Source organism: Paracoccus sp. pheM1 (genome assembly GCF_018499825.1).
GTDB lineage: Bacteria > Pseudomonadota > Alphaproteobacteria > Rhodobacterales > Rhodobacteraceae > Paracoccus > Paracoccus versutus.
Window position 1 is genome coordinate 139,308 of the sequence record NZ_JAGXCX010000001.1, and the last position, 13,195, is coordinate 152,502.

Annotated in this window: 14 protein-coding genes; 5 read left to right on the top strand and 9 right to left on the bottom strand. The window is 69.2% G+C overall.

The window, feature by feature from the left end:
- Positions 1–63: 63 nt before the first annotated feature.
- Positions 64–1,020 (top strand): acetyl-CoA carboxylase carboxyltransferase subunit alpha, encoded by a 957-nt coding sequence (locus KF941_RS00705; RefSeq protein WP_036758998.1) that lies wholly within the window; start codon positions 64–66, stop codon positions 1,018–1,020.
- Positions 1,021–1,304: 284 nt separating this feature from the next.
- Here KF941_RS00705 and KF941_RS00710 read toward each other — a convergent pair whose 3' ends face one another.
- Positions 1,305–2,573 carry a 4-aminobutyrate--2-oxoglutarate transaminase gene (locus KF941_RS00710; RefSeq protein ID WP_214272309.1) on the bottom strand — a complete coding sequence of 423 codons (1,269 nt, stop codon included), beginning with the start codon at positions 2,571–2,573 and terminating at the stop codon, positions 1,305–1,307.
- Positions 2,574–2,673: 100 nt separating this feature from the next.
- Here KF941_RS00710 and KF941_RS00715 point away from each other — a divergent pair, with 100 nt between their 5' ends.
- Entirely contained in the window at positions 2,674–3,390 is a 717-nt protein-coding gene (locus KF941_RS00715; protein ID WP_072461674.1) for a rhomboid family intramembrane serine protease, read from the top strand.
- Here KF941_RS00715 and mnmD read toward each other — a convergent pair.
- Positions 3,387–4,043, bottom strand: coding sequence for a tRNA (5-methylaminomethyl-2-thiouridine)(34)-methyltransferase MnmD (mnmD, locus tag KF941_RS00720; protein ID WP_214272310.1), 657 nt, complete (start codon positions 4,041–4,043; stop codon positions 3,387–3,389). The two genes, KF941_RS00715 and mnmD, sit on opposite strands and share 4 nt — an antisense overlap.
- Before the next feature lie 47 nt (positions 4,044–4,090).
- On the opposite strand from mnmD, the gene KF941_RS00725 reads away from it, so the two are divergent.
- Positions 4,091–5,107: an FAD-binding oxidoreductase gene (locus tag KF941_RS00725; protein ID WP_036759004.1), complete on the top strand. Its 1,017-nt coding sequence runs from the start codon at positions 4,091–4,093 to the stop codon at positions 5,105–5,107.
- Here KF941_RS00725 and KF941_RS00730 read toward each other — a convergent pair.
- Positions 5,091–5,600, bottom strand: coding sequence for an NnrU family protein (locus tag KF941_RS00730; protein WP_214272311.1), 510 nt, complete (start codon positions 5,598–5,600; stop codon positions 5,091–5,093). The two genes, KF941_RS00725 and KF941_RS00730, sit on opposite strands and share 17 nt — an antisense overlap.
- A gap of 88 nt (positions 5,601–5,688) precedes the next feature.
- Between KF941_RS00730 and KF941_RS00735 the strand changes: the two genes are divergently transcribed.
- A complete protein-coding gene (locus KF941_RS00735; RefSeq protein WP_036759070.1) occupies positions 5,689–6,252 on the top strand; it encodes a DUF4202 domain-containing protein in 564 nt (187 codons plus the stop codon).
- Between the two features lies 1 nt (position 6,253).
- On the top strand, positions 6,254–6,931 hold the full coding sequence (locus KF941_RS00740) for a CbiX/SirB N-terminal domain-containing protein (RefSeq protein WP_214272312.1): 678 nt from the start codon (positions 6,254–6,256) through the stop codon (positions 6,929–6,931).
- Here KF941_RS00740 and KF941_RS00745 read toward each other — a convergent pair.
- The 6 genes from KF941_RS00745 to KF941_RS00770 form a co-directional block, all read right to left on the bottom strand.
- The gene (locus KF941_RS00745; RefSeq protein ID WP_036759010.1) at positions 6,928–7,251 is read right to left on the bottom strand and encodes a DUF1992 domain-containing protein; all 324 of its coding nucleotides are present in this window, start codon (positions 7,249–7,251) and stop codon (positions 6,928–6,930) included. The two genes, KF941_RS00740 and KF941_RS00745, sit on opposite strands and share 4 nt — an antisense overlap.
- 69 nt (positions 7,252–7,320) lie before the next feature.
- On the bottom strand, positions 7,321–10,413 hold the full coding sequence (locus KF941_RS00750; RefSeq protein WP_214272313.1) for a valine--tRNA ligase: 3,093 nt from the start codon (positions 10,411–10,413) through the stop codon (positions 7,321–7,323).
- Positions 10,414–10,474: 61 nt separating this feature from the next.
- Complete coding sequence (locus tag KF941_RS00755; protein ID WP_214272314.1) at positions 10,475–11,134, bottom strand: glutathione S-transferase family protein; 660 nt, start codon at positions 11,132–11,134, stop codon at positions 10,475–10,477.
- Entirely contained in the window at positions 11,134–11,766 is a 633-nt protein-coding gene (locus KF941_RS00760) for a glutathione S-transferase family protein (protein WP_072461669.1), read from the bottom strand. Before KF941_RS00760 ends, KF941_RS00755 begins: the two co-directional genes overlap by 1 nt.
- Before the next feature lie 3 nt (positions 11,767–11,769).
- A complete protein-coding gene (locus KF941_RS00765; RefSeq protein WP_072461668.1) occupies positions 11,770–12,405 on the bottom strand; it encodes a YceI family protein in 636 nt (211 codons plus the stop codon).
- A complete protein-coding gene (locus tag KF941_RS00770) occupies positions 12,402–13,190 on the bottom strand; it encodes a VOC family protein (protein WP_214272315.1) in 789 nt (262 codons plus the stop codon). The genes KF941_RS00765 and KF941_RS00770 overlap by 4 nt, the downstream gene beginning before the upstream one ends.
- Between the last annotated feature and the right edge of the window lie 5 nt (positions 13,191–13,195).

The following is a 13,195-nucleotide window of genomic DNA, read 5'->3' on the forward strand; positions in this document are numbered from 1 at the left end:
CCCGCCCTGCGGCGATCATATAGGGCGCGGACCAGACGACCGGATGACAGCGCGGAGCCCTGCATGACTTACCTGGAGTTCGAAAAGCCCCTTGCCGATCTTGAGGGCAAGGCCGAGGAACTGCGGGCGCTGGCCCGAAAGGGCGAGGGCGTCGATCTGGAAAAGGAGGCGGCGGCCCTGGACCGCAAGGCCGAGGAGATGCTGCGCGACCTCTACCGGCAGCTCGATCCCTGGCGCAAGACGCAGGTCGCCCGCCACCCCGAACGGCCGCATTGCCGCGACTACATCGAGGCGCTTTTCACCGAATACACGCCGCTCGCCGGCGACCGCGCCTTTGGCGAGGATCACGCGGTCATGGGCGGGCTGGCGCGGTTCAAGGACCAGCCCTGCGTCGTCATCGGCCATGAAAAGGGCAATGACACCAAGTCGCGCATCTTTCACAATTTCGGCATGGCCCGCCCCGAGGGCTATCGCAAGGCGATCCGGCTGATGGATGTCGCCGACCGCTTCCGCCTGCCGGTGATCACGCTGGTCGACACCCCCGGCGCCTATCCCGGCAAGGGCGCCGAGGAACGCGGGCAGTCCGAGGCCATCGCCCGCTCGACCGAGAAATGCCTGCAGATCGGCGTGCCGCTGGTTTCGGTCATCATCGGCGAGGGCGGCTCGGGCGGGGCGGTGGCCTTTGCCACGGCGAACCGCATCGCCATGCTGGAGCATTCGATCTATTCGGTGATCTCGCCCGAGGGCTGCGCCTCGATCCTGTGGAAGGATGCCGAGAAGATGCGCGAGGCGGCGCATGCGCTGAAGCTGACGGCGCAGGATCTGAAGAAGCTCGAGGTAATCGACCGCATCATCGCCGAACCCATGGGCGGTGCGCAGCGCGCACCCGCCGAGGCGGTCGCGGCGGTGGGAGAGGCGATCGCGGCCATGCTGGGCGAGCTGTCCGGCCGGAAGCCCGCCGAGCTGATCCGCGACCGGCGGCAGAAATTCCTGGCCATGGGCTCGAAGGCGCTGGCCTGAACGCCCGCCGCCTTCTGGTCGGCTAGTCGAAAAACGAAAACAGGTGTGCGACGCCTCCCCGGTCCGGCTCGTCATGATCCGGTGCCGAACCTTCGCATCTTCTCTGTTGTCCAAATACCCATGCGGCGGCGCCAGCGGTCACTGCCGCATGGGTATTTGGACAACGAAGAAGCACCGGGCGCGCCGCGGTTTGCGGGGCGGTTCTTTCCGTTTTCCAAATACCCAGCCGACGCTGCCCCTGGGCGCGGCCGCAGGAGTATTTGCGAAACGGTGAAAGCGCGCAATCAGCCGCGGGCGGCCTGGATGGATGCCTCGAGGATGTCCAGCGCCTCGTCGAAGACCGCGTCGGGGATGGTCAGCGGCGCGAGGAAGCGGATCACATTGCCATGGACACCGCAGGTCAGCAGGATCAGCTTGCGCGCCAGCGCCTCTTCCCGGACGCGGTTGGCGAAATCCGGGCTGGGCCTGTCGGTGCCGGCGATGTTGAACTCGACCGCGTTCATGAAGCCGGGGCCGCGGATGTCCACGATCTCGGGCACGGTCTCGGCGATCCCGGCCAGGCGCTGCTTGAGCCGCTGGCCGAGGCGGGTGGCGCGGTCGCAAAGCCCCTCGTCCGCGATCACGTCCAGCACGGCATGGGCGGCGGCGACCGCCAGCGGGTTGCCGGCATAGGTGCCGCCCAGGCCGCCCGGTGCAGGGCTGTCCATGACGTCGGCGCGGCCGGTGACGGCGCTGATCGGCAACCCGCCGCCCAGCCCCTTGGCCATGCAGGTCAGGTCGGTGGCGACGCCGTGGTGTTCCATCGCGAACAGCTTGCCGGTGCGGGCGAAGCCGGTCTGCACCTCGTCGGCGATGAGCAGGATGGAATACTGGTCGCAGATCTGGCGCAGGCGCTGGATGAAGCCCGGCGGCGCTTCGTAGAAGCCGCCCTCGCCCTGCACCGGCTCGACGATGATGGCGGCGACGCGCGAGGGGTCGATGTCGGCCTTGAACAGCCGGTCGAGCGCGGCCAGCGCGTCCTCGGCCGTGACGCCGTGCAGTTCGTTCGGGAAGGGCAGGTGCCAGATGTCGTTCATCATCGGTCCGAACCCGGCCTTGTAGGGCTGGACCTTGCCGGTCAGCGACATGCCCAGGAAGGTGCGGCCATGGAAGCCGCCGGCAAAGGCGATGACGCCGGCGCGGCCGGTGTGGTGGCGGGCGATCTTGACCGCGTTCTCGACCGCCTCGGCGCCGGTGGTGTAGAAGGCGGTCTTCCTTGGCCCCTCGCCGGGGACGAGCGCGTTCAGCCGCTCGGCCAGGGCGACGTAGTTTTCATAGGGCACGACCTGGTGGCAGGTATGGGTGAAGCGGTCGAGCTGCGCCTTCACCGCTTCGACCACCCGCGGGTGGCGGTGGCCGGTATTGACCACGGCGATGCCGGCGGCGAAGTCGATATAGCGATTGCCGTCCTTGTCCCAGATCTCGGCATTCTCGGCGCGCTCGGCATAGACCTGCGTGGTCATGCCCACCCCGCGCGAGATGGCGGCGTTCCTGCGGTCGGTCAGGCTGGTCATCGGCCCCTCCTCGATGCGATTCGCAGGTGATGCTATACGCGGCCCGGCGATCCGAACAGGCCCGCTTGCGCGCGCCCATGCGATGCTTCAGGCTGTGGCCATGTTCCCGATCCGCGACCATAACCCCTCGGCGCGCACGCCCTATGTCACCCATGCGCTGATCCTGCTGAACGTGGCGATGTTCCTGATCACCATGCCCTGGGCGGGCGGGCAGGTCGGGCTGTGGCACCGGCTGGCGCTTTACCCTGTCGCCATCGCCCATGGCGAATGGCTGTGGGGGCTGGCCACTCATATGTTCCTGCATGCCGGGATCCTGCATCTTGCCGGCAACATGCTGTTCCTGTGGGTCTTTGGCGACAACCTCGAGGACCAGATGGGCGGGCTGGGCTTCCTGGTCTTCTACCTGGCCTGCGGGCTTGCCGCGGCGGGGGCGCAGATCGCCGCGGTTCCGATGGACGACATTCCCATGGTCGGCGCCTCGGGCGCCATCGCCGGGGTGATGGGGGGATACCTGCTGATGTTCCCGCGCGCCCGCGTCGACGTGATCGCCATCATCATCGTCATCATCCGCCGCTTCACCATCCCGGCCTGGGTGCTGCTGCTGGCCTGGTTCGGCATCCAGCTCTTGGCCAGTGCCAGCATGGTCGACGACGGCGTGGCCTATGTCGCCCATGCTGCCGGTTTCCTGGCCGGGATCGTGCTGGCGGTGCCGGTCTTTTTGCGCCGGGGCGGGCCGGACTTCTGGCGGCGCACCCATGGCCGGCCGCCGCATGCACCGAGCTATGCCCCCTCGCGCATCCCGCGGGTGCGGCGCTAGAGCTGGCCGCGGCTCATGTGGCGCTTGCCGGCGAAGCCGGGGGCGCGGCTGACCGCGAAGCCCGCCGCCGCCAGCGCCCGGCGCACATGGCCCGCCGCGGTATAGGTGGCGAAGGTGCCGCCCGGCGCGGTATGGGCCGCCACCTCGGCCATCAGCGCCTCGCCCCAAAGCTCGGGGTTGCGGGCCGGCGAGAAGCCGTCGAGGAACCAGGCATCGGCGCGGCCCTGCCAGCGCGGCAGCGCGTCGCGGGCATCGGCGCGGATGATCTCGGCCGCGACGGTGCCCAGGGTGAAATGCGGCTGCGGCCAATTGTCGCGCAGCTGGCGCGCCAGCGGCTCCAGTTCGGGAAAGGCGGCATGGGCGCGGGCCAGTTCGCCCCTGCTCATCGGGAAGGCCTCGAAGCTGGTGAAGCGGATCGGCACGGTGGCGACCTGGGCCAGCGCCAGCAGGTTCAGCCCGGTGCCGAAGCCCAGCTCGGCTACGTGAAAGCCCGGCCGCAACCGAGCCGGCAGGTCGTTGCCGGCCAGGAAGACGTGGCGCGTCTCGTCGAGCCCGCCGTTCAGGCTGAAATAGGGATCGTCGAAGCGGCGCGAGACGGGGATCGCGCCCTCGCGCCAGTCCAGATCGGCGCTGCTCTGGTCGGACGGCTGCATTCGCGCTAACTCCTCTTTGCAGCGGCAGATGCGGCGAAAGGGACCGGATGGCAAGCGAAATCACGGTGGCGGGCGGCGGGATCTTCGGCCTGGCCTGCGCCTGGGAACTGACGCGGCGCGGCCGCAAGGTGCGGCTGTTCGAGGCGGATCGGATCGGCGCCGGCGCCTCGGGCGGGCACGTGGGCGCGCTGGCGCCGCATGCGCCCGAGAACTGGAACGACAAGAAGCAGGTGCAGCTGGACGCGCTGGTCGCGGCTACGGATTGGTGGGCCGAGGTCGGGGCCGCGGGCGGCGTCGATCCCGGCTATGCCCGCACCGGCCGCATCCAGCCCGTGGCCCCAGGCGCCGAGGCACGCATGGCCGAGCGGATCAGGGCCGCCCGCGCCCATTGGCCGCAATGGGCGGGGATGGAGCTGACCGAACGGCCGCAGGCGGCGCTGGTCCCGGTCTCGCCCTCGGGGCTGTGGCTTGTGGACCGGCTGACTGCCCGGATCAGCCCGCGCCGGGCCGGCGCGGCGCTGGCCGCCGCGATTCGCGCCCAGGGCGGCGAGATCGTCGAGGGGCAGGCCGCCCCCGATGCACCGGCGATCTGGGCGACCGGGGCGGCGGGGCTGGCGCCCTTTGGCGGCAATGGTGTCAAGGGCCAGTCGGCCCTGCTGGCGCTGGACATGGCCGATGCCCCGCAGGTCTTTGCCGACGGCATCCATGTCATTCCCCATGCCGACGGGACGGTGGCGATCGGCTCGACCACCGAACGCGACGTGCTGGACCGGCGGACGGACGAACAGCTCGAGGCGGTGATCGACAAGGCCCGCGTGCTGTGCCCGGCGCTGGCGGATGCCCCGGTGATCGACCGCTGGGCCGGCATCCGGCCCCGTGCCCGGTCGCGGGCGCCGCTGGTCGGGCCATGGCCGGGGCGGCCCGGCCATTACGTCGCGAACGGCGGCTTCAAGATCGGCCTGGCGATGGCGCCGGCCATTGCCGCGATGCTGGCCGACCTGATGCTCGAGGGTCGCGACCGCATCCCGCCGGGCTTCTGGCCCAAGCTCAGGGCAGGGGGCTGACGCCGATCACCGGCAGGTGCAGGTAAAGCAGCGCCGCCCAGGCCAGCGCTGCCAGGGCCAGGCGCGGCCAGGTCAGGCGCAGCGACGCGCCCCGCCGCAGACTGATCGCCAGGCCGAACAGCGCATAGGCCAGCAACAGCCCGAACAGGATGACATGCGCCAAATCGCCGTTCGCGACCAGATGCACCGCGCCCCACAGGGTAAAGCCGGCCATCAGCCCGGCCATGCCGCCCAGGGTCGCCGCCAGCACCGCAACCGGCATGACCAGGTTGACCAGCCAGCGCATCCAGGGCTGCTGCGGCCAGATCTCGACAAAGGGCGCCCGGCCCGCGGCCAGGATCAGCCAGTAAAGCAGCGCCAGCGACAGCAGGCTGTAGCCGGCGACATAGGCGCGCTTGCCCAGCCGCGCGACCAGCGGCCCGCGCAGCCGCGCCGGTATGACATGCGAGCCCAGGAAGGCCGCCAGCGCCAATACGAATTCGCCCCATTCCATGCCGGAAGCCTAGCCTTGCGCCCGCGGGACGGCAATCCGCGTTGACGCCGCGCGTTCCTGCGGCATGATGGCGCAAAAAGAGGACCGCATGACCCGCCTTCAGAAAGCCTTCGACGCCATCGACAAGGCCAATGCCGCCGATCCGCATCTCAGCCCCGACGGCCAGCCCGAGGCGCTGCTCTACGGCCAGCGCATGACGGCCGAGCAGCAGGCGCTTTATCCCGACGCCTCGGAACCGCTGCGCATCGCCTGCCGCGGCCAGCATGTCGAGCGCTGGCAACTGCCGCGCGACGCCTATCCGATGGACCGCGCCGGCTACCTGGCCTGGCGGACCGAACAGGGCCGCCGCCACGCAGCCCGCATCGCCGGCATCATGCGCGAGGCCGGCTATGGCGACGAAGACGTCGCGGCGGCCGAAAAGATGCTGACCAAGCAGGGCATCAAGCGCGACGGCGCGGTGCAGGCGCTGGAGGACGTGGCCTGCTTCACCTTCATCCGCTGGTACATGGGCCCCTTCGCCGAGGGGCGCGACGCCGAGGAACTGCAGCGCATCGTGGAAAAGACCGCGCGCAAGATGTCCGCCATGGCCCGCGCCCGCGCGCTGGAGGAATTCGCCATCCCCGAGCCCTTTGCCGCCGCCTTCCGTGCATAGGGTGCCGCCCCAGGTCTTGATCGTCGCCCATGGCCAGCCCGGCGACCCCGCCCCGCAGCAACAGGCCATCGAGGCGCTGGCCGCCCGCATCCATGTCCCCGGTGCGCAGGTCCGGGGCGCGACGCTGGCCATGCCCGGCGCGCTGGACCGGGCGGATGACGAGACGCTGATCTATCCGCTGTTCATGGCGACGGGCTGGTTCACCCGCAGCGAACTGCCGCGCCGGCTGGCGCTGGCCGGTGCGGCGCAGGCCCGCATCCTGCCGCCTTTCGGCAGCGATCCCGGCCTGCCCGCGCTCTGCCTCGCCCAGGTCGCCGGTGCGGCCGAGGCGCAGGGCTGGCGGCTGGCCGAAACCCATGTGCTGGTCGCCGCACATGGCTCCGGCCGCTCGCGCGCGCCGTCCGAGGCCGCACGGCAGATCGCGGCAAGCCTCGCCCCGCACGCCGCCGCCGCGACCTGCGGCTTCATCGAGGAAGCGCCCCATATCGCCGAGGCCGCCCGCGGCCTGCCCGCGCAGGCGATCTGCCTGCCGCTCTTTGCCACCCAGGCCGATCACGTCACAGACGACCTGCCCGCGGCCCTCTCCCAGGCGGGCTTCGAGGGCCTCCTCCTGCCCCCCGTCGGCCTTGCCCCCGAGGTTCCGGCGATGATCGCCAGGGCCATCGGCCGCGCGCTTTAGCTCTTCATGAACCGCCGCCGCGCCTCGATGGCGATGGCGCGGCGCATCTCCAGATCGGCGATTCGCGCCAGCGCCGCATCGCGCTCGGCCCCTTCCGGGACCCCGGCCAGCGCCGTGCGCTCGGCGTCGATACGCTTCTTCAGCACGATCTCTTCGGGCAGGACACCGGCCTCGGCCATGATCCGAAAGCCGATGGCCTCGCCCGTTTCGGGCTCATGCCGCTGCGGCAAGGGCTTGCCCTCGCCCTCCAGGCCCGAAAGCTTGCCCTCGGCCCGGGCCTTCAGCATCATCCGTTCGGCAATCCGTTCCAGCCAGCGCATCCCGCCCGCCTTTCCGTTTCCCCAATACCCATGCGACCGAGCCACCGGCACGGCGCAAGGGCCGGGGGCTTACATCGCCGCCAGCTGCGCCAGCGCCGCGCGGATGCGGGCCAGGTCGTCCTCGAGCGCGGCGAGCTTCTCGCGCGTCTCCTCGATCACCTCCGGCTCGGCATTCTCGACAAAGCGCGGATTGGCCAGCCGCCCGCGCAGGCCCGAGGCGTCCTTCTCGGCCTTGGCGGCGGCCTTTTCCAGCCGCGCGGTCTCGGCGCCGACGTCGATCATCGCGCCCACCGGCAGGGCAAAGCTCGCCCCCAGCGCCGCGACCGAGATCATGCCCGGTCCCATGACGCCCTCGACCGGCGCGTTCACCCGTGCCAGCCGCTCGATCAGCGGGGCGTTGGCGGCCAGCGCCGCCCGCGCCGCATCGTCGGCCTCGGTCACGATCAGGTCGGGGCGGGCGCCGGCCGGCACGCCGATCTGGGCGCGGGCCGAGCGGATGGCCTCGATCAGCGAGATCACCCAGTTCATCTGCCGATCGGCCTCGGCGTCGATCAGCTCGGCGCCATAGGCGGGCCAGTCGCCATGCACCAGCATCCGCTGGCGATCCCCGGTCAAGGACCACAGCTCCTCGGTGACGAAGGGCATGATCGGGTGCAGCAGGGTGTAGCACTGGTCCAGCACCCAGCCCATGGTGGCCTGGGTTTCCTCGCGATACTCGCCATCGAACAGGGGCTTCGAGAACTCGACATACCAGTCGCAGACCTTGCCCCAGACGAAGGCGTAAAGCCCCGAGGCCGCGTCGTTGAAGCGGAAGCCGGCCAGCGCCTCGTCGGTGGCCTGCCGGATGCGGGCGACCTCGCCGATGATCCAGCGGTTCACCACGTGCCGGGGCTGGGGCCGCGCACCGCCGCCGCGAACGCCGTTCATCTCGGCAAAGCGGGTGGCGTTCCAGATCTTGGTGACGAAATTGCGGTTCGCCTCGACATGCTTCGGCCCCAGCTTGGGGTCGCGGCCCATGGCGGCCATGCTGGTCAGGGTAAAGCGCAGCGCGTCGGCGCCGTATTCGTCGATCAGGGTCAGCGGGTCGATGACGTTGCCTTTCGACTTCGACATCTTGGCGCCCTTTTCGTCGCGCACCAGCCCGTGGACATAGACGGTGCGGAACGGCACCTGCCCGACCACGGCCAGCTGCATCATCATCATCCGGGCGACCCAGAAGAAGATGATGTCGAAGCCCGTCACCAGCACGTCGGTCGGGAAATACCTGCGCAACTCGGCCGTGTCCTCGGGCCAGCCCAGCGTGCCGATGGGCCAAAGCCCCGAGGAAAACCAGGTATCCAGCACATCCGCGTCGCGCCAGACCGGATAGACCAGCTTCGTCGGATCCTGGGTCAGGTTGTAATCGGCCAGCCCCTGGGCAAAGGCGTCGATGGCGGCCTCGCGGTCCGCGACCTCGACCACGCGTGCCATCTCCAGCGGCACCGGCAGTTCGGCGATGGAATCGCGGAACTTCTCGACCACCTCGGCAAAGCTCGACGCGGCATGGTGGATCTCGTCGCGATGGACCAGGCCCTCTTCCAGCAGGGCAAAGATCTCGACCTCGTCCAGCACGCCGTCATGGTCGTCCTCGACCTGGCCCTCCAGCCGCAGGTCGAGCCCGTACCAGACCGGGATCTGGTGGCCCCACCACAGCTGGCGGCTGATGGTCCAGGGCTCGATGTTTTCCAGCCAGTGGAAATAGACCTTTTCATGCTGCTCGGGCAGGATGCGGGTCTGGCCCGAGCGCACCGCCTCCAGCGCCGGGCCGACGATCCTGGCGGTGTCCACGAACCACTGGTCGGTCAGCATCGGCTCGATGACCACGCCCGAGCGGTCGCCAAAGGGCTGCATGATCGGCTTGCTGTCCACCAGGGCGCGGCGTTCCAGATGCTCGGCGCCGGTTTCCTTGTCGATGGACTTGTGCAGATAGGTGACGGCCAGCCCTTCGCCGGTGATCGCCTCGACCACGCGGGCCCGCGCCTCGTAGCGGTCGAGGCCGCGCAGCTCTTCCGGCACCAGGTTCACGTTCGAGACGTCGCCCACGTCCTCGCCCCGCGCGGCGCGGGTGGCGATCTCGGCGCTTTCCTCGTAGCCGAGGCCGTCGTCGCGCATCCGCCCCTTGCCGTCCATCAGCACGTAAAGCGGGATGCCCGCGCGCATGGCCACGGCATAGTCGTTGAAGTCATGCGCCCCGGTGATCTTGACCGCGCCCGAGCCGAAATCCGGGTCGGGATATTCGTCGGTGATGATCGGGATCAGGCGGCGGTGTTCCTTGGGCCCGACCGGGATCTCGCAAAGCTTGCCGACGATGGGGGCATAGCGCGCATCGTCCGGGTGGACCGCGACCGCGCCGTCGCCCAGCATGGTCTCGGGCCGGGTGGTGGCGATGGAGATATAGTCGCGGGTCTCGCGCAGGGTGACGTTGCCGTCGGCGTCGCGTTCCACGTATTCATAGGTCTCGCCGCCGGCCAGCGGATACTTGAAATGCCACATATGGCCGGGAACCTCGCGGTTCTCGACCTCCAGGTCGGAAATCGCCGTCTCGAAATGCGGATCCCAGTTGACCAGCCGCTTGCCGCGATAGATCAGGCCCTTGTCGTGCATGTCCACGAAGACCTTGATGACGGCGTCGTGGAAATTGCCTTCCTCGCCCTCGGGTGCGCCGGGGGCGCCGGACATGGTGAAGGCGTTGCGCGACCAGTCGCAGGATGCGCCCAGGCGCTTCAGTTGCTCGATGATGGTATGGCCGGATTCCTGCTTCCAGGCCCAGACCTTCTGCAGGAAGGCCTCGCGCCCGATGTCGCGGCGGTTCGGTTCCTGCCGCTCGGCCATGCGGCGTTCCACGACCATCTGCGTGGCGATGCCGGCATGGTCCTGGCCGGGCTGCCACAGCGTGTCGAAGCCGCGCATCCGGTGCCAGCGCACCAGGATGTCCTGCAAGGTGTTGTTCAGCGCGTGGCCGATATGCAGGCTGCCGGTCACGTTCGGGGGCGGGATCACCACCGAGAAGCTTTCCGCCCCCGGCTTCGCATTGGCGCCCGAGGCGAAGGCATTGCTTGCCGCCCATTCCTGCGCGATCCGCGCCTCGGCGGTCCCGGCGTCGAAATTCTTGTCCATGGCCATGTCGCTTACCCCTTGAATTGCCCAAGGGGATAGCGAAACCATGGCGAAAGGCCAAGAGGCGCTAGAGAAACCGCGCCGCAATCCCGTCCTTGAACGGGAACCAGCCGTAATAGGGCCGCGCGCCCTCGATCACCCGCTGGACCGAGGGTCGCGCCACCAGCCGCTCGAAATACGCGGTCAGGTGCGGATGATCCGCAAAGGGATGAATGGCGCCGGCATAGAACAGTGCCGGAAAGGCCGCGCAATCGGCCAGGCCGAAGCCCCCGGCGATCCAGTCGCGGCCGTCAAGCTGGCGGTCCAGCGCGGCATAGGCCAGGTCCAGCTTGCCGCGGGCAAAGGGCGCCACGCGCTCCTCGGCCCCCTCGGCCATGAAGATGCGGGCATCGACGATCTGCTGCATCATCTGCATGACCTGGAAATCCAGGAAGCGATCCCATTGCCGCGCCGGCAGCGAGGCGTCGGGGTCTGGGTCCAAGAGCCGCTGCGGCCCGGAATGATGCCGGTCCAGCCATTCGATCATCAGCGAGCTTTGCGACAGCACCAGATCGCCCTCGCGCAGCGCCGGCATCCGGCCCATGGGTTCGACCGAGCGCATCAGCGCCCGGTCGCTTTCGTCCCCCAGGTCGATGTGGCAAAACTCGAAATCCGTCCCCAGTTCGTGAAGCGCGATCAGCACCTTTTGCGTATAGGAGGACAGCGGGTGGCCATAGAGCGTCAGCATCACGCGGCCTGCGCAAAATGCGCGACCTGTGCGGCATGGGCGCGCTGGAAGGCCGGGCGGGCGGTGATGCGGTTCATGTAGGCCGCCAGCACCGGATAGGCGGCAAGCTCGCCCAGGCTGTCGACGAGGCGCAGCACGTCGGCCAGCAATATGTCGGCGATGGTGAAGCGGCCGGCGGCGATGAAATCCCGCCCCTCCAGCACCGGCACCAGTTGGGCCAGGCGTTCGCGCAGGCGCGGCAGGGCCAGTTCCTCGGCCCGTGCGTCCTGGTCGAAGATCCGCGCCAGCGCCATGGCCATCACCGGGGGCTCCAGCGTGTTGAGCGCGGCGATCAGCCATTGCTGCGTCTCGGCCCGCGCGGCGGCGTCGCGCGGCATCAGCGCCTCGGCGCGCTCGCCCAGGTAAAGCAGGATCGCGCCGCTTTCGAACAGCGACAGATCGCCGTCGCGCAGGATCGGCACCTGGCCAAAGGGCTGGCAGGCGAAATGTTGCGCGGTCTTTTCGCGCACGCTGGTGGTCTCGATCCGATAGGGCAGGCCGGCTTCCTCGCAGGCCCAGCGGATGCGCAGGTCGCGGACATAGCCCACGGCAAAGGGCGGCACCCAGTCATAGGTGGTGATGACGAAGGTCATGGCTTACTCCTGCCGGGCGAACTCGGCGTCGATTTCGATGGTGATCGGATCGGTGAAGAATTCGTTCATGCCATGGGCCTGCGGGTCGATCTCGGTCCGGGCATGGATGCCGATCAGGTCGCGGATGATCGGATTGCCGGATTCGTCGCCAGTATAGCCCTTGCCGGCGCCGATCAGGGTCACGTCGAATGTGGCGGGCCGGGTCTGGCCCAGCAGCGTCAGCTGGCCCGAAACCTTGCCCTGGGTCGGGCTTTCCGCCGCGAAACTGTCGGCGGTGAAGCGCGCGGTGGGGTTCGCCGCGCCGTCCAGATAGTCCGGGCCGGTCAGGATCTCGGCAAAGCCTGCGACCGGGGTCATGATCGAGGCGATCTCGACCTCGGCCTCGAGCCGGCTTTGCGCCGGGTCGTCCGGGTTCCAGTCGAGCTGGCCCGAGACCGCGCCAAAGCGGAACACGCTGACCGAAAAGCCCATATGCGGCACGCGGGCCTGCACCGCCGAATGCGCCGGGTCCAGCCGATAGGCCCCGGCGGCCGCGGCGTGATAGTCTTGCTGGCCGCGCGGGATGCTGTCCGGCGTCACCTCCTGGGCCGCAGCGGGTGCGGCCCAGAGGGCAAGCGCGATCAGGGATGCGCGGATCATGGCGTTTCGTCCTTGGGCCCGACCACGGCGAAATGCGCGCCCTGCGGGTCGCGCGCCACCGCGATGAAGGCCGAGCCCGGCACCTCGATCGGGCCGTGCAGAACCTCGCCGCCGCCCTCGCGGATGCGGGCGATGGCGGCATCGACGCCGTTCACGCCGAAATAGGCCAGCCAGCAAGGCACCGGCGCCTCGCCCAGGCCCATCATGCCGCCGATGTCGCCGCCCTGCCAGGAAAACAGCTGGTAGGTGCCCATCTCGCCCATGTCCATGGCGGTGGACTTGGTCCAGCCGAACAGCTCGGCATAGAAGTCGAAGCCCGCGGCGGGATCGGTGGACATCAGCTCGATCCAGTTGCCGTGGCCTTCCTTGCTTTGGTTCCAGGCCCCGGATTCGACCGGGGGCTGCGGGTCCATCGGCGCCGGTTGCAGGATGCCGAAAGTCGCGCCCTGCGGGTCGGTGAGGACGGCAAAGCGCCCGGTGCCGGGAATGTCGGCCGGCTCGCGGAACACCTTGCCGCCCAGGGTCTTGACCTTGGCCGCGGTGGCATCGGCATCGTCCACGTCGAAATAGATCATCCAGAAGGGCGGGACACCGGCGCAGTCGTCCGGCATTTCCATCAGCCCGGCGACCATGTCGTCGCCGTGGCTGGCGAGGTGATAGGTAAAGCCCTCCATCCCGGAATCGGCAGTGGTCCAGCCGAGGACCTTGCCGTAGAAGGTCTCGGCCGCGTCGAGCCCGCCCTTGGCGGTGGACAGCTCGAACCAGCAGGGTTTGCCGTGATACATCGTTC

Coding starts and splice junctions, on each gene's coding strand:
- mnmD (WP_214272310.1), bottom strand. CDS start 4,043: ATGCAGCCGTCCGACCAGAGCAGCGCCGATCTGGACTGGCGCGAGGGC.
- KF941_RS00765 (WP_072461668.1), bottom strand. CDS start 12,405: ATGATCCGCGCATCCCTGATCGCGCTTGCCCTCTGGGCCGCACCCGCT.
- KF941_RS00730 (WP_214272311.1), bottom strand. CDS start 5,600: ATGGAATGGGGCGAATTCGTATTGGCGCTGGCGGCCTTCCTGGGCTCG.
- KF941_RS00745 (WP_036759010.1), bottom strand. CDS start 7,251: ATGCGCTGGCTGGAACGGATTGCCGAACGGATGATGCTGAAGGCCCGG.
- KF941_RS00710 (WP_214272309.1), bottom strand. CDS start 2,573: ATGACCAGCCTGACCGACCGCAGGAACGCCGCCATCTCGCGCGGGGTG.
- KF941_RS00725 (WP_036759004.1), top strand. CDS start 4,091: ATGGCAAGCGAAATCACGGTGGCGGGCGGCGGGATCTTCGGCCTGGCC.
- KF941_RS00715 (WP_072461674.1), top strand. CDS start 2,674: ATGTTCCCGATCCGCGACCATAACCCCTCGGCGCGCACGCCCTATGTC.
- KF941_RS00750 (WP_214272313.1), bottom strand. CDS start 10,413: ATGGCCATGGACAAGAATTTCGACGCCGGGACCGCCGAGGCGCGGATC.
- KF941_RS00760 (WP_072461669.1), bottom strand. CDS start 11,766: ATGACCTTCGTCATCACCACCTATGACTGGGTGCCGCCCTTTGCCGTG.
- KF941_RS00755 (WP_214272314.1), bottom strand. CDS start 11,134: ATGCTGACGCTCTATGGCCACCCGCTGTCCTCCTATACGCAAAAGGTG.
- KF941_RS00735 (WP_036759070.1), top strand. CDS start 5,689: ATGACCCGCCTTCAGAAAGCCTTCGACGCCATCGACAAGGCCAATGCC.
- KF941_RS00705 (WP_036758998.1), top strand. CDS start 64: ATGACTTACCTGGAGTTCGAAAAGCCCCTTGCCGATCTTGAGGGCAAG.
- KF941_RS00770 (WP_214272315.1), bottom strand. CDS start 13,190: ATGTATCACGGCAAACCCTGCTGGTTCGAGCTGTCCACCGCCAAGGGC.